General features: G+C 59.8%; 10 protein-coding genes and 1 pseudogene. 5 read left to right on the top strand and 6 right to left on the bottom strand.

Features of this window, described 5'->3' with window-relative positions; translation table 11 throughout:
* Positions 1 to 7: 7 nt before the first annotated feature.
* From PSH91_RS12845 to PSH91_RS12815, 6 genes and pseudogenes are all read right to left on the bottom strand, one after another.
* Positions 8 to 460 (bottom strand): DUF6484 domain-containing protein, encoded by a 453-nt coding sequence (locus PSH91_RS12845; protein ID WP_305468401.1) that lies wholly within the window; start codon positions 458 to 460, stop codon positions 8 to 10.
* A 16-nt stretch (positions 461 to 476) separates the two neighbouring features.
* Positions 477 to 2,702: a type VI secretion system Vgr family protein gene (locus PSH91_RS12840; protein ID WP_305468399.1), complete on the bottom strand. Its 2,226-nt coding sequence runs from the start codon at positions 2,700 to 2,702 to the stop codon at positions 477 to 479.
* 230 nt (positions 2,703 to 2,932) lie between these two features.
* The gene (locus tag PSH91_RS12835) at positions 2,933 to 4,081 is read right to left on the bottom strand and encodes an alpha/beta fold hydrolase (protein ID WP_316913232.1); all 1,149 of its coding nucleotides are present in this window, start codon (positions 4,079 to 4,081) and stop codon (positions 2,933 to 2,935) included.
* A 352-nt stretch (positions 4,082 to 4,433) separates the two neighbouring features.
* Positions 4,434 to 5,687, bottom strand: coding sequence for an OprD family porin (locus PSH91_RS12830; RefSeq protein WP_305468534.1), 1,254 nt, complete (start codon positions 5,685 to 5,687; stop codon positions 4,434 to 4,436).
* 462 nt (positions 5,688 to 6,149) lie between these two features.
* Positions 6,150 to 7,579 (bottom strand): annotated as a pseudogene (locus PSH91_RS12825) (mechanosensitive ion channel domain-containing protein).
* Positions 7,580 to 8,189: 610 nt separating this feature from the next.
* Entirely contained in the window at positions 8,190 to 10,433 is a 2,244-nt protein-coding gene (locus PSH91_RS12815) for a TonB-dependent receptor (protein WP_240539545.1), read from the bottom strand.
* Positions 10,434 to 10,866: 433 nt separating this feature from the next.
* Between PSH91_RS12815 and PSH91_RS12810 the strand changes: the two genes are divergently transcribed.
* The 5 genes from PSH91_RS12810 to PSH91_RS12790 all read left to right on the top strand — a co-directional run bounded on the left by PSH91_RS12810 (position 10,867) and on the right by PSH91_RS12790 (position 15,676).
* Positions 10,867 to 11,718 carry a putative selenate ABC transporter substrate-binding protein gene (locus PSH91_RS12810; protein WP_107322490.1) on the top strand — a complete coding sequence of 284 codons (852 nt, stop codon included), beginning with the start codon at positions 10,867 to 10,869 and terminating at the stop codon, positions 11,716 to 11,718.
* Entirely contained in the window at positions 11,715 to 12,512 is a 798-nt protein-coding gene (locus tag PSH91_RS12805; RefSeq protein WP_047226487.1) for a phosphonate ABC transporter ATP-binding protein, read from the top strand. Before PSH91_RS12810 ends, PSH91_RS12805 begins: the two co-directional genes overlap by 4 nt.
* Positions 12,506 to 13,333: an ABC transporter permease gene (locus PSH91_RS12800; protein WP_305468393.1), complete on the top strand. Its 828-nt coding sequence runs from the start codon at positions 12,506 to 12,508 to the stop codon at positions 13,331 to 13,333. The genes PSH91_RS12805 and PSH91_RS12800 overlap by 7 nt, the downstream gene beginning before the upstream one ends.
* Complete coding sequence (gene phnE / locus PSH91_RS12795; RefSeq protein WP_305468392.1) at positions 13,330 to 14,097, top strand: phosphonate ABC transporter, permease protein PhnE; 768 nt, start codon at positions 13,330 to 13,332, stop codon at positions 14,095 to 14,097. Before PSH91_RS12800 ends, phnE begins: the two co-directional genes overlap by 4 nt.
* Before the next feature lie 199 nt (positions 14,098 to 14,296).
* Positions 14,297 to 15,676: a UDP-glucose/GDP-mannose dehydrogenase family protein gene (locus tag PSH91_RS12790; protein ID WP_305468391.1), complete on the top strand. Its 1,380-nt coding sequence runs from the start codon at positions 14,297 to 14,299 to the stop codon at positions 15,674 to 15,676.
* Positions 15,677 to 15,800 lie beyond the last annotated feature (124 nt).

Genomic DNA, 15,800 nt, shown 5'->3' with positions numbered 1-15,800 from the left:
CACTGCCTCAGTTGATCTGTACCGAGCCGCCCTTGATCCGGTTCACTCCAGATGATCGGCTCGAGAGGTAGGCGCCTCGGATCAGTACCTTGCCTTCACGGGTAAGAGTGATGCTGGCCTTGCCGCAACGCAGGACGATTTCCCGTTCTGCGGTGAACTCCAAACGCTCGCCGTCCAGGTTCGCGACGGCGCGGGGCGTGGTTTGCGGCAGGCGCTGGATGCGACCGATCACCAGCGGCCGGGCCGGGTCGCCGGCCTCGAACATCAGCGCGACCTGGGCGCCGATGTCTTCGCGACTGAGCGGTGTGGTGGTGCGCGCGGCGAGCCCCGCGTCATCGGGGCAACCGGGAAAAGCCACCACTGGAGCGTCGGCCAGGGGCACATCCAGCAGCACACCAATCACGACGCCCCCCACGCGCACGGGCGTGGAGGAGGGGGCGAGGTGGTATTCGACGGTCATAGCGCACACTCCATGGCTAGTTCTGCAGGATTTTCTGGCCTTTGACGACAACGTTCTTGTTCGCCTTGATGTTGATGGCGCCGGAGCCGTCGATGGTGATGTTCTTGCCGCTGATCACGATGGTGCCGTCCTTCTTCATGGTGATGCTGGCCGCGCCCGTGGTCAGGCTGATGGAGTCGCCGGCGTTGAGGACAAAGTTCTTGCCAACGTCCAGGCTGTCGTTTTGCTTGATGTCAGTGGTGCGGCTCTGGGCGACGTCACGGGATTCGTTCTGGCCGATCTGGGTACTCTGGTTGCCATTGATCTCGATACCTTCGTTGCCTTTGACCGTTTCGTTGCGGTTGCCGGTGATGCCGATGGTCTCGTTACCGCCCACGTCCTCGGTGCGGTTGCTGACGATGGTGATGCTTTCGTTGGCACCGACCTTTTCCGTGCGGTCCGCGCCTATGGTGATGGTCTCGTTGCTGCCCACCTTTTCGGTGCGGTTGGCGCCGATGGTGATTTTCTCGTCGCTGCCCACATCTTCGGTGCGGTTCACGCCGATGGAGATGGTTTCGTTGTTGCCGACGGTTTCCTTGCGGTCGACACCGATCTTGATGGTTTCGTTGTTGTCCACGGTCTCAGTGCGGTCGTGTTTGACGTGCACGGTTTCGTCGTTGTCGATGGTCTTGCTGCGGTCGTGGCCGACCCAATGGGTCTCGTCGTTCTCGACCTCGATGTCCTGATTCTTCTCGGCGTGGATAAACAGTTGCTCCGCGCCTTTCTTGTCCTCCATGCGGATCTCATTGAAGTTGGCCTGTGAGCCGTCCTTGCTTGAACGACTTTTCACGCCACTCTGAGTGGCATTGGCTGGCAGCTTGTAGGGCACGGTCTGTTCGGCGTTGTAGACGCGACCGGTGATGATCGGCCGGTCGGGGTCGCCTTCGAGGAAGCTGACGATCACTTCCTGACCGATCCGCGGGATCTGCACCGCCCCCCAGTTTTTGCCAGCCCAGGCTTGGGACACGCGAATCCAGCAGGAGCTGTTTTCGTTGGATTGGTCATGGCGATCCCAGTGGAAATGCACCTTGACCCGGCCATACTGGTCGGTCCAGATCTCCTCGCCACTGGGGCCAACCACCACGGCGGTCTGTGGCCCGCGGACAATGGGCATGGGCGTCAGAGGGAGAGGGCGGAAGGCTTGGCTGGCATCCATGCAGTCCAGCTCGCTGACGAACTGTTCGGCTAAATCTGACTGTCCGCTTTCATAGATTTCCTGACGGATCTGATAGCGCGCGACCACCACCAGGTATTCGCGATTCTGGTCCGCACGGTCGTAACCCGTCAGCGTGAACAAATGACCGGAGCCCAACCCGCGGGCCCGGCCGCGCAACTGCACGCGCTCGAACTGGCTGTGAATGGCTTCGATGCGGGTGCGTGCGTAGTGATCGCCATCGTTGCTCTGCAGGTATTCACCGGGGTAGTCATAAAGCGGGTGGTCACCGTTGCTGTGGTTGCGTACCACGCTGGAGCGCACCTCAAGGCTGGCGCGCGGGCGCAGGAAGTCATAGTCGTTCAGCGCCAGCGAACCCGGCTGGACTTCCCGCGCCAGTTGCCAGTCATAGAAATGATCGCGTTCGCGCATCTGCCGATCGGGCGGATAGAAGGGCACCGAGTCGTAGTCCGCTGGCGTGGAGTGAGCACCATAGGCGTCGGCCAGCACCAGGACATGACGCTCCTTTTCATGGCGGAAGTAGTAATAGATGCCTTCCTGTTCCATCAGCCGACTGACGAAATCGAAGCTGCTTTCGCGGTACTGAACGCAGTATTCCCACTCACGGTAGCTGGCGCTGAGGCTGTCTTCAAAATCAGAGAAACCGAGGTCGCGAAACACCTGCTTGATGATGTCCGGCACGGTCTTGTTCTGGAAAATCCGACAGTCCGAGGTCCGCGTGAGTAGCCAGAACCATGGCCGCAAACTGACGCGGTAACCCGCGAACTGGCCGTGACCGGTCAGTTGCCGGCAGCTGCTGATAATGCCGTGGAAATAGCGTTTGCCTCCGTTGTACAACTCCAGGGTCAAACCCATCGGTTTGCCCAGCAACTGATCGAACTTGATCGCCCGGTCTTCGGAGGTAAGGTCCAATTCGTAGTGAAACAAGCGCCCCAACTCTTCGCTGCCATCCATGCTCTGCAACAACAAGACTTCACCACCGAGAGGACTGTCGACCTGTACCAGACGGTTGTTTTGGGTGATTGCCATCTACAGCTTCCTTGGCTCGTGTTCGGGCATCCGTTGGCCGTAAGGAAGGCAGCGGCGTATCAGCAATACCGGCCAATGACGGCCCCTCAGATGTTCAAGATAGGTGACCGGTGGTCGCTGATTTAGGTTATTTGGTTATAGTTTTTATTCTAAAACCGCACCAACGGTGATGATCACCAGCAACTAAGGCTCCAGACAGGAGGAGGGGCTCGACGGCAAGGGGCGGGCGATTATCGTGTGTTTGCCACAGTGGAATGTTCTTGAGCCCCGGCCTCCAGCACCTGCACCATCACCTCGGATTGCCAGGCGAAGTACGGGTTGTAGGTCAACCGTGCATGGACTTTGCCGGGCTCACGATAACCCCAGTCCGAATACCAGACAGGGCCACCTGCCTGGCATTGTTGGTAAGCCGTGTCGCTCTGGCCGTTCCAGCACAGACGCTGGTTACCCTGGCGACCATATTGCGGATTATCGGGGGAGAACAGCACGCCCATATGGGAAAACTGACTGATCTGCTCGGCCGGCAACTGGTCGCTGCGCACCAACAGGCGCGGACTTTGCAATTCGTTGGCGAGGTTGCCATACCAGATCATCCGCGACCCCGGGTTGGGGAAACGCCGATTGAAGGCGTCCCGTACAAACTCCACATCCACCACCGAGTCATGGGCCGCACTGACCACCAGCACCGGGCGGTCGAACGCCTGCGATGCCAGCTTGCTGCGCACGGCCGTACTGCTCAGGTAAAACTGGGCGAAGCCATTGGTTGGCACGTTCTGGTAGCGCAGCGACGTCTGCTGCGGGGCCGCGCTGGTCGGCTGCCGTAGCCACGGTTTGACCTTCGCCAGCCATGGCAGCACCCAATCAAACCCAACATTGGACTTGAACGCCGGGGAAAACAGCAGCAGCCCAGCGATCGACTGATCGTCCATGGCGTACGCCACAACCAGGTTGGCACCGGTGGAGAAACCACCCAGGTAAACGTGGCCGACATCCTTGCGTAGCAGCGCCACCTGTTGTTCCACGGTTCGACGCCAATCATTGATGTCAACGTCGAGCATATCGGCCGGCCGAGTGCCGTGGCCGGGCAGCAGCACGGTGCGTACCCGATATCCCTGGCTGGCCAGTTGTGTCGCGACATCTACGAATGAGCCGGGCGAATCGCCAAGGCCGTGAACCAGAAGAACGCCTCTACCATTGGGCTGCGCGGGTACCCATTCACGGGGAGCGTTCCAGGCCAGCTCCAAGGTGTGGTCGGGATTCTGAAACTGCCGATTACGCTCAATCTGCGCCAGGGTTTGCAGGCGGTAGTCGCCAAAGCTGACCGGCGCCGGCTGGGCGACCTCAACCGGAGCGCGCGCGCAGCCGGCAAGGCCGATCATCAAGAGCGCGTAGAGTGCTTTCATTGGGGTTTCCATATGTCCATTTGATGTCCTATCGAGAGCGATAGATGTACCACGCGGGTCGCAGTGCACAAAACCCGGAAGAGTTACTTTAGGTGGGGGGAGCTGACGTCAGGGTGACGGGTGGCTGACAGGGATGCGAGTAAACGCGCTCTGCAGTAGTTTGTCCTCGGTCAACCACTATACAAGGGCTCGACCCAGGACAACCTCGACCCCGTGGCGATCCACTGATAGCGACAAATACGCAGGGCTGAAAATTGAGTTTGGGCAAGGCTGTTCCAAGCGGATCGCATGTCTGTTGAGATCCGTCGTTTCTGCAACGGCTGAGGAATCACAGCAGTTTGAAGTTGTACTCAAGGACAAAGTAAATGCGGTCGATGTCCGGCCCGCCTTGTGCTTCGTTCGCCCGATGAGAAACGTGGGTGAAATGCACTAAAAGATCTTTCGCCGGCCCGGACTGGACGGTGTAGCTTAGATCGATGTCGCGCTCCCAATGCTTCCCGCCTTTGCCTTGCTGAGGGACATACTCCTGTTCGCCAGGATCAAAAGGGAAGTAAGCCCCTCCTTGCGGCGCATGAGTACCGTCGATATCACGTCCAGTCACATACCGTGACATGAACGTGAGCCCAGGCAATCCCATGGATGCGAAATCCAGGTCGTAGCGGGCTTGGTAGGAACGCTCATGGGGGCCATTGAAATCGGCGAACTTGATGGAGTTGGCTAGGTATATGGAGTCACCCCCTACGAAATCGAAAGGCGTGTCACCACGATTTTTTTGGACCGCCAGGGTAAAGGCTTGGTTGCCAATATTGTGTTTGGCAGAAAGGCTATAAGCTGTTGTGTTGATGCCTCCCGCAACTGAGCGCCCGTAGTCAATCGTATGGTAGATGTTGAAATCTACAAACGTATCCCCGCGACGGACATACGCGTTCGCGTAATACTGTCGCCAAGTGTCTGTTAGCTGGGATGAGTACAGCCTGGCGCCTAGGTTCTTGTTGGATGTGAAGTCAGCCCCAACGAAGCTGATTGAGCCCATATCGGTGTTAACGCCATACCCGGAAAAATCCCCTTTAGAAGAGGAGGAGTCCTGGTTTTTGAATGCCGTGAATTTGCCACCGACCAAGTGTATGCCAGTAAGCTCGTCACTTTCTAATAGCCATCCCGTTGCGTATTCGGGTTGCAGACGTTTGTCGGAGGTGTCGAAGACTGGGGTTTCTACTTCCATCTCGCCGAACTTGATAGAGGTCTGCGAGAGGCGAGTCTTGATCACGCCGCCGCCGTCGCTGAAGTTTTGTGCGGACTCTCCATCACTGTCGACGGGTAAAAGCCCGGTTCCTGAGTGTCCCTTACCGCCATCGAGTTTTTGCCCGACAAAAGCATGCACATCCACACCAAAACCAAATGTTCCGGGCGTGAAGCCTGACTCAAACGTCGTGATGAAGCCCTGTGCCCATTCTCGCTGGTAATTTTTCGCGGCGTTTTCGGAGCGGTTATCATTGTTTAAGAAGAAATTTCGGCTGATAACGTTGAGCGTTGCGTCCTCTAGAAAGTCCGAGGTTCTGGGCTCTGTCGAGTCTGCTGCCATAACCTTTCCAACAAACAACAGGCAGCAGCAAAGCACCGGGTTCTTCATGTTCTGGATCAGTTGCTTGACCAGGTTTTCCCGCCAAGGCGTGAGGCCACCAGTAGTGGTCTTTCGCGTTTGTGTGGCTGATGCGCGGGCGACGTTGTGCTGAACGTGGGCCATAACAATGTCCTTGAAACGATGGTAATGCGCCAGCGCATTACACGAAGGGTCAGCACCACCTCCTTTGGATAAACAGGTATGCGCAGAGGGTTTCATTCTTGGTTGCAGGGCCGTGGCTTGCGAGTTAAATGTTGTTAATTCCACTCACCCAAGGCGATAGACACCCTCTCGGGAGCAGTCAGCAGTGCCCAGGGGGCGAGTCGGCCGGTGCGCAACAGGTGAACAGGTTCTCGAACAGGAAGGCCGGCGCCACGAATGGCCTGAATGCCCGCTCGCGCGGGCATTTTTACGTGGCATTGTTCAACGCTTCTGCAACCACCCAAGCAAACCTCCTTTTTTGATCGGCGCTGGTTTGGCCATCAACGTCAGTCGGCTGTTCTGTTGCCGCACCGCTTGCAGCTTGTTCAATGCCTGGCCGACTTCGCTGCGTTGCTCCATGCAACTGCGTGTAAGAGACTTGTCGATGCGGTAAATGATGCAGGACGTCAGTGTGGTGAAAGTGGCCTGGGACGGTGTGTCGGCGAGGATGCTCTGTTCGCCCATGACTTCGCTCGGCCCCATGCGACCTACTTCAGTTTGCTGGGTGTCGTCGGGCACTGTGGCGCTGACCACTCCGGTGGCAATCACGAACAGATTGTCAGGCACTTCACCCAGTTCCAGCACCACTTGTCCCGCCGCGTATTGCTGCGGAGTCATGGCCAGAGCCAACCGATCGCGTTCGTCCTCGCCCAGGGAGCGGAAGATTTTTACCTCGTCCAGCAACGCTCGCGCTCGGGTAGTGGGTTCAACCGCACCATCGAGTTGCCGGGAAATACCAGCCGCTTCCAAGTGCCGATGGGCCAGGTCGAACAACTGATTGCGCACTTCACTTTTTCTGCCCAGCTCGGCGATAAAAAACCGCTGGCCACGTATTCGGACATGTTTTCACCTGCCTCCTTGAGCAGAGCTTTAGGTGCAGGGGAGAGGAGCAGGCTGCTGCTACCTTGCAGGGTGCGATCCAGTGCGTCTAACACCCGACGCGGACGGATGTGGTTGGGCACCTGAATACTAATGGATACGCCATGCATGTTGCTCGGTCGGCTCAGGTTGACGATCTTCGCCTTGGCCGCCACCGAGTTCGGTACCACCGCAGTACTGCCGGCGCTGGTGAGCAGGTGGGTGGCACGCCAGTCGATGTCCAGCACCTTGCCTTCGGTGCCGTCGATCATGATCCAGTCATCCACCTGATAGGGTTTGGTGGTGTTGAGCACAATGCCGGAAAACACGTCGCTCAACGTGCTTTGCAACGCCAGCCCGACGACGATCGCCACGACTCCGGAGGTCGCCAGCAAGCCTTTGACTGGCAGCTCCAGCACATAACCAGCCGCGGCGACGATCGCGATCAAAAATACCAGCGCGCCTATGACATCCTGCAGCAACCGCCCACTGTGACCAATGCGTCGTATCAGCACCAGACCGATGATTTCCGTGAGCACCCGCGCGGCATATAGCCACCAGAGAATCCCAAGAGCCGTTGCCCCCAGTTGCACAGCGCGATCACCGGCAAACACGGGAGCCTGCAGCGGGCTGACGTCGGCATTGATGATGATTGCACTGAAGATCAGGAACAGGCCCAGACGCAACCCGATCCGGGTGACGCGGTGCTTGAACGGCGCGAGATGCCAGATCAGCGCATCGATCACCAGCAGCAGGGCACTCCACGACAAGGGATGACCGTAGACAATGGGCATGTGATCTCCGGGTAAAAAAAGTGGGTAGCGCGCGCTCCCTTGAATCAAGGTTCGGCAGCACCGTGAATACAGATTAATAGGGGGCCTAAAAAGGAAAAAGCAGCTATAAAGCGTCTAACTGTCAACCTAGTCGTGACAATGAACCCATTGGAAGAGCGCCTCGGTGTGCGGCTGCAGCAGGCTGATCGGGATCGATGCGAATGCGCACAGGCAGGCGCTGGACAATCTTCGTGACGTTGCCAGTGCAGTGGCGACATAGACTGATGTGGTGGAAAGAGTTTCTGGTTTCCAAGTCTGAGGGACCGGTGGCCGAAGCCGACGGCAAGCTCGAAGGCTCTGGAGGCAGGGAGCATAGGTCGTTGATTTCGGAGGATTCTGGTAATTCGTGGCAAAGCCCGGTTTTAGGGTGCAGGTGACACTATGAGTAAACACCTTCATACATCGCGTTTAACATAATATACATTACACGTAACAAAGTATGTCGCTACCAGCCGGACTATCCAGCAGATTTTCCACCAGACGCTTCCCCTCACCATCACCCCAAGCATCACTGAAAACCAATTCACCGCGCACCAATCCCTTGGCGAGCGTCATCACGGCAACCACCAAACTACCAGCGCGTGCGCAACGTCATGCCCATGCTGCGCGGGTCGCCGGTAAGCACTCCGTAATCACCTGCACCAAGCCGAGGGTAAACGGCGGTGATGTAGTTCTCGTCGAACAGATTGCGCGCCCACAGTTCGGCTTCCCAACGCCTGTTGCTGCGGCGCAGTCCAAGACGCAGGTTGGTCAGCCCATAGGATGGCTGGTAGCTGCCCTGGCCACCTTCGAGCGTGCCGTAGTAACCGCTGCGGAATTTGTAGTCCAGGGCGCTGAACAGCTCCAGGCCATGCTCCAGTGGGTAGCGATAGTCGATTCCGGCGTTGGCGTTCCACTCTGGAGCGTTGAACACGCGTTGACCTCCCAAATCGCACGACCACTGCGCGCTGGTTGGCGAGCACGGTGCGTTGGGGAAATCCCGGTACCGTGCGTCACTCCAGGCGATCCCCAGCCTCAGGTCAACCCGTTCGCTGGCACGTAGCTGCGCGTCCAGTTCGATCCCGCGCAGGCGCACTTTGCCGACATTGATCAGGTTGTCGCGGATCGGCGGCGAGAACTGGTCCGCCGGCGCACGGTTGGTCAATGCCTGGTAGTCGTCGACATCGGCCTGGTACACAGCCAGATCGAGCACGCCTCGTTCGTTCCAGAAGCTGCGCTTGAGGCCCACCTCGACCGAAGTGACCCGCTCCGCATCGAATGTCGATGAGACATTGGGGCCGATTACGTCGAGATTGATTCCACCGGCCTTATAACCGCGTGACCAACTGGCATAGCCGAGCAGGTCATCGGCAAACTGGTAGCTGAACGTCAATTGTCCGGAAAGATTGCTCTCCTCGATCGCATCACGTCGGTAGTACTCGCCGCCGAGTGCGACGCTGCGCAGCAACGGGCCCGCCAACTGCGAGATCAGGTCAGGGCCCAGTGGCGCCAACCCCGAAACGCTGCGCGACAGCCAGCCCTGCTTGCGCTCGCGGGTGTAACGCAGCCCTGGTGTGATCGCCAGGCGGTCCGTGGCATGCCAGGTGAGTTGACCGAACACGGCGCGGCTGTCGGTGCGCTGCTGACCGTCGAAGTCCTGCTGCGCGCCATCGAGCAATGACGGGGCAATCATTCCGGGCGTAATGCCCAGCCAGTCGATTTCCGGGCGATCCCCCAGAAAATAAGCGGCCGCGTCCTCGCCGAAACGCACGCCCACCTCGCGGTTCAACTTCTGCCGCAAATAATAAAGGCCCACCACGTAGTCGAAGTGTTCGTTGGGCGAATCGGCCAGGCGCAACTCCTGGCTGAATTGATGGTGATCGAGTTTCACGGCGGCGTTTTCGGCGACCGACAGCGGCATGCCATCGCCGTCCTGGTCCGCATCATAGGTCCAGTCGCGGTAACCGCTGATGCTGGTCAGCGTGGCGCCGCTGTCGAGCAGCCAGTTCAACTCCAGCGTAGTGCCGGTCTGCAGCGTCTTCACCGTGTTCGGTTCGTCTTGCTGCACGCGACGCGCATAAGGATCTATCGGCAGTTGGCGGTAGCCAACGAAGGCGGCTCGATCAATGCTCGTCTGGCTGTAGTTGCTGGCCGCAAAGACATTGCCCTGCTCGTCCTGCCAACCATATTCACCGATCAGTCGCGCGCTGAATGTTTCGCTCGGCGTCCACAGCAACTGTCCCCGCAGGCCCTGGCGGTTCTGGTCACCCAGGTGGCTGCCGTCGTAAGTGTTCTCTATGAGCCCATCGCGCTCTACGTCGTAGCCGGTCAGGCGCCCTGCCAATACACCATCGATCAGCGCGCCTGAAACCGTACCGCGATACTGACGCAGGCCATCACTGCCGACCGACACCTCGCCATTGCCTTGCGGCTCGAAGGTGGGCGCGCGACTGCTGATGTTGATCGCACCTGCCGTGGTGTTTTTGCCATATAGGGTGCCCTGTGGCCCCCGCAACACCTCGACCCGCTCGATATCGACAAGGTCGACCAGCGACATGCCTTGGCGCCCGAGGTAAACCCCATCGAGAAACACCCCGACACTGCCGTCCAGGCCATCGTTGTAGGAGCTCGAACCGAGTCCGCGAATACCGTAGCTGGCGTAACGCGCACTGGGCACGGCCACCAACAGACTCGGCACGCGCTGCTGCAGGTCCTCGGTACGGTAGATGCCGGCATCGTTCAATTGCTCGCCATTGAGCACGTTCATGGCAATCGGCACGGCCTGCACGCGCTCCTCGCGGTGGCGGGCAGTGACCTTCACCTCGTCGAGTACCAAGACCGAAGGCCGGCCAGCCTCCGCCTGTTCAGCACCAGGATCCTGATCATCGGCCTGGGCCCCACTCAGATAGAACCAACATACAACATGAAGCAGGCATCCATAGCGCACTCGGGGCTCGATCATCCTGGACACAGCAAACCTCTGATAGCGAACTGACATATAGCCGCTGCGAGGCTACATCATTCAGACTATGGAAAAAATCGTAAACGCTCGGGACAATCCAGTCCCAGGGGGCGGTAACAGCCAAGAACTGTTTGCATCGCGCGTTCGAGCTTGTAGGATCCGCGCATTGTGACTGGATGGCCGAGATTCACCAGGGCCAAAAACGACCGTTATCACACTCATTCGTCTACCCTCACAAAGCGCCATGCGGTTGTTCGCGAGTGCCTGGCGCTTCAATATTCCTGCGTTAACGTACCGGAGATTTTCCATGCTCAAGCGTTCCCTGGCATTGGCCGTCGGCTTGACCCTGTCTTTCAGCGCCTTGCTGGCCCAGGCCGCCGACACCCTGAAAGTCAGCGCGATTCCCGATGAAGCCCCTACCGAACTGCTGCGCAAGTTCAAGCCCTTGGGCGCTTATCTGGAACAACAGACCGGCATGAAAGTCGAGTTCATTCCCGTAAGCGACTACCCCGCGGTGGTCGAGGCGCTGGCGACCGACCGCATCGACCTGGCCTGGCTGGGTGGTTTCACGTTCGTGCAAGCACGCTTGAAAACCGGTAATGCGATCCCGCTGGTGCAGCGCGAGCAGGACGCCCAATTCACCAGTAAATTCATCACCGCCGACCCTGCGGTCAAATCCCTCGCCGACCTCAAGGGCAAGACCTTTGCATTCGGTTCAGTGTCTTCCACCTCTGGCAGCCTGATGCCGCGATATTTCATGCTCCAGGACGGCATCAAGCCGGAAAGCTACTTCAGCCGCGTAGGTTACTCGGGCGCCCATGACGCCACCGTCGCCTGGGTCCAGGCCGGCAAAGTGGACGCTGGGGTACTGAACGCCAGCGTCTGGGAAAAACTGGTCGCCGCCGGCAAGGTCGACACCGCCAAGGTCAAGGTGTTTGCCACCACCCCGGCCTACTTCGACTACAACTGGACGGTGCGCGGAACGCTCGATCCGGCGCTGGCAGCCAAGATCAAGGCAGCCTTCCTCGCACTCGACCCGGCAAATCCGAAGGACAAGGAAATCCTCGATCTGCAGGCTGCCAGCCGCTTCATCGAAACCAAGCCTGAGAACTACAAGGGCATCGAGGAAGCCGCACGCGCCGCCGAATTGCTCAAATGACATTACATCTGACCCAGGTCAGCCTTACCCACGCCAACGGTGTCCAGGCGCTACGTGGCGTGGAGCTGCACATCGGTGCCGGCGAACAGGTCGCCATCATCGGTCCGTCCGGTGCGGGTAAATCGAGCCTGCTCAATCTGCTGGGCACGGCCCTGCGACCGGGTCAGGGCGAAATGCAGGTGCTCGGTGAAACGGCCTGGCAGTTATCTGCCCGCCAACGACAGCGCCTGCGCGCGCGCATCGGCTTGATCCACCAAGCGCCGCCCCTGCCACCGCGCCAGCGCGTAATCACTGCGGTGCTGGCCGGCAAACTGGGTCAGTGGGGCATGGGCAAGAGCCTGCTGAATCTGCTGCACCCGCTGGATGTTCCCGGCGCACGGGCGGCATTGGCCAGGCTGGATCTGAGCGACAAGCTGTTCGCGCAATGCCAGCAACTCTCCGGCGGGCAGTTACAACGCGTTGGCATTGCCCGGGTGCTGTATCAGGCACCCGAGGTGTTGTTGGCCGATGAACCTGTTTCGGCCATGGATCCGGTGCTGGCCGAGCACACCCTTTCAGTGCTCTGTCGCCATGCCCGGGAGCACAACGTCACCCTGGTCGCCAGCCTGCATGCGGTGGACCTGGCCCTGGCGCACTTTTCGCGGATCATCGGCCTGCGTGACGGACAGATCCTGTTCGATCTGCCGACCGATGCCGTCGACCGTGAGCGGCTCGACAAGCTCTACGCCAATGAGCAGTTGATACCCTCGCCTCCACCGCCCTCCCCCTTGAGTGTGCAAATCCCGCGATGCTGACACGCGATACCCGAGACCCCGCCAGCGGCCCTCGCCTGCTGCTCTGCCTGTTGGCGCTTGTCCTGCTGTGGCCGGGCATCCACTTCAGCGAGCTGGACCTTGGCGAGCTGGTGACGAGCGACAGTCAAAGCGAGATGGGCCGGTTTGTCTCGGCCTTCTGGCCACCGGCCCATGGCGAAGCGTTCATTGAGCTGCTATTGCAAGCCACCTTGCAGACCTTGGCCATTGCCACGGCGGGTATGGCTTTGGCATTGCTGTTCGCCGTTCCCGCCAGCCTGCTGGCCAGCCGTGCGCTTTCGCTGTCTGCGGCCTCCCGGGGTGGCCAACCGAGCTATTGGGGGCAACTGCTGCGCTGGCCGGTACGCGGTCTGCTGATCTTCCTGCGCAGCGTGCCGGAAATCGTCTGGGCCCTGCTCTTCGTCCGCGCCGTCGGTCTGGGTCCGACTGCCGGGGTATTGGCCATCGCCATTACCTACAGCGGCATGTTGGGCAAGGTCTACGCGGAAATCTACGAGTCGGTCGACCAGCGTCCGGCACATGCACTGTTGCAGGCTGGCAGCGGCCGACTGACAGCCTTCTGCTACGGGATCCTGCCCAATGTCGCAGCGGAGCTGCTGTCCTACACGGTGTACCGCTGGGAGTGCGCCATCCGCGCCTCGGTGGTGATGGGCTTCGTCGGTGCCGGTGGCCTGGGCCAACAAATGGACCTGTCATTGCGCATGTTCGCCGGCGGTGAAGTGGCCAGCATGCTGTTGACGTTCCTCGTCCTGGTCCTGCTGGCCGATCAACTCAGTCGCCTGCTGCGCTGGAGGCTGGCATGAACCGCCTGTTCAACGCGATATTGCTCCTGTGCATCGGTGCAGCCGTCGTCGCCTCGTTCGCCTATCTGGGCATCGACCTCGGCCAGCTTGGCGACAGCGGCAACCTGAACCGGATGGGCGCTTATGCCCAGCGTTTCCTCAGCCCGGACCTGAGCCCGAGCCATCTGAAAGCAATCGGCCACGGTGCCCTGGAAACCATCGCCATGTCCGCCCTTGGCACCCTGCTCGCCGCTGTGTTCGGCCTGGTCCTGGCCCTGCCCGCCGCCGGGCGCTTCGGTTGGCCGATGCAAAGCGCCTCGCGCCTGGTACTCAACGCCTTGCGCGCGGTTCCCGAACTGGTGTGGGCGGCGCTCATGGTCTTGGCTGCTGGGCTGGGCCCCAATGCCGGCACCCTGGCATTGGCGCTGCACACCACCGGCGTGCTCGGCCGGCTGTTCGCCGAAGCGCTGGAAAACACCCCACCCGAACCGGCCGAAGCCATTCGCCTGCAAGGCGGCAATGCCGTGTGGGCGTTCTGTTACGGCACCCTGCCCAACCTGATGCCGCAGCTGTTGGCCTACATCCTGTACCGCTGGGAAAACAACATCCGCATGGCCAGCGTGCTGGGCTTCGTCGGCGCCGGCGGATTGGGGCAAATGCTCTATGTCAGCCTCAGCCTGTTCCAGGAGGCGCAGGCCAGCACGGTGATTCTGGCGATGCTGCTGCTGGTCCTCGCGGTCGACTCGCTGAGCAGTTGGAGTCGTCAACGCTGGGTCAAGGCCTGAAAACTGCCGCGTAGCGGCGAGTTTGACACCACACGTTCAGACCAGGGTGGCTTCCCCTCTCTTGCCCACGGGTTGACCGCAACCGCTGCAGCCTGTCAGCGAACTGAAATATCCCCGACTTATTCTGCTGATGCGCGCATTGCGGCGATGTGCGGGTTGTACGTGCCTGCCCGTTCGGAAATGATCCAGGGAGTCCGCCATGAAAATCAGTGTATTTGGTAGTGGTTACGTGGGATTGGTGCAAGCGGCGGTGTTGGCCGAGGTGGGCCATGACGTGGTGTGCATGGACATAGACGAACAGAAAGTCGAAAGCCTGCGCCAGGGCCAGGTGAGTATTTTCGAACCTGGTCTGGCCGCGCTGGTGCGTGAGGGGCTGGAGGCCGGACGTCTGCATTTCACCCACGATGAAAAGCTCGCGGTGCAGCACGGCCAGGTGCTGTTCATCGCTGTGGGTACGCCTTCCAGGGAAGATGGCTCGGCCGATTTGAGTCAGGTCCTGGCCGTCGGTGAGGCGGTCGCTCGTTACCGCGAGCAACCGGTCCTTGTCGTGGAGAAATCCACTGTACCGGTGGGCACCGGCGACGCCCTGCGGGCGCACATCGACAAATGCCTGCTCAAGGCCGGCCGTTTGTTGCAGTTCGATATCGTGTCCAACCCCGAGTTTCTCAAGGAAGGCTCGGCGGTGGCCGATTGTCGCCGCCCGGATCGCATTGTGATCGGCTGCGAACGCGATGAAGTGCGCGACACCATGCGCGACTTGTACGCGCCCTTCAATCGCAACCACGACCGGATCCTGTTCATGGATCTGCGCAGCGCCGAGCTGACCAAGTACGCAGCCAACGGCATGCTGGCGACGAAGATCAGCTTCATCAACCAGATCGCGGAGCTGGCGGAACACCTGGGTGCTGACATCGAAGCCGTGCGCCTGGGCATCGGCGCGGACTCGCGCATCGGTTATCACTTCATTTACCCGGGTTGCGGCTACGGTGGCTCGTGTTTTCCCAAGGACATGCGCGCACTGATCCACACGGCCGAGCAAGCCCACTGCTCCAGCGATCTGTTGCAAGCGGTGGAAACCATCAACCAGCGGCAGAAACACAAGCTGTTCGAACGCATCCAGGCGTTCTACAAAGGCGATTTGCGCGGTAGAACCTTCGCGGTGTGGGGCTTGGCCTTCAAGCCCAACACTGACGACATGCGCGACGCACCGAGTCGTACCCTGCTGGAGGCGTTGTGGGGTGCCGGTGCCAGTGTCCGCGCCTTTGACCCCGAGGCCATGCAGCAGACCCAGCAGCTGTATCCCGACGAATCGAAGCTGATGTTGATGGGCACGCCGGAATCGGTTTTGCCGGGGGCCGATGCACTGGTGATCTGCACTGAATGGCAACCGTTCAAGGCGCCGGATTTCGACCTGATCCAGCAACGGCTCAAGGCTGCGGTGATTTTCGATGGCCGCAACCTGTATGACCCGGACCGCATGGCAGACAAGGGCTTTACCTATTTCCCCATAGGGCGCGGGCAATCGTGCAACCTGCCTATCGCTCAGCAAACCTGGTTTCAAGCGTCCAGAAGCGCATGATCTTCTTTACCTCAAAATAAGTGCACTCAAACAGCATTAATATGAATTTGTAAGCAAGGGCCGCGAACGGCACACTGTGCATCGTTCCTCCCCCAACTGTTGGAACACTTAAAGGGCTTTCAGG

This window comes from Pseudomonas sp. FP1154 (genome assembly GCF_030687245.1).
GTDB lineage: Bacteria > Pseudomonadota > Gammaproteobacteria > Pseudomonadales > Pseudomonadaceae > Aquipseudomonas > Aquipseudomonas rhizophila.
Note: the sequence above shows the minus strand (reverse complement) of the source record. Positions and strands in the feature narration are given on the sequence as shown.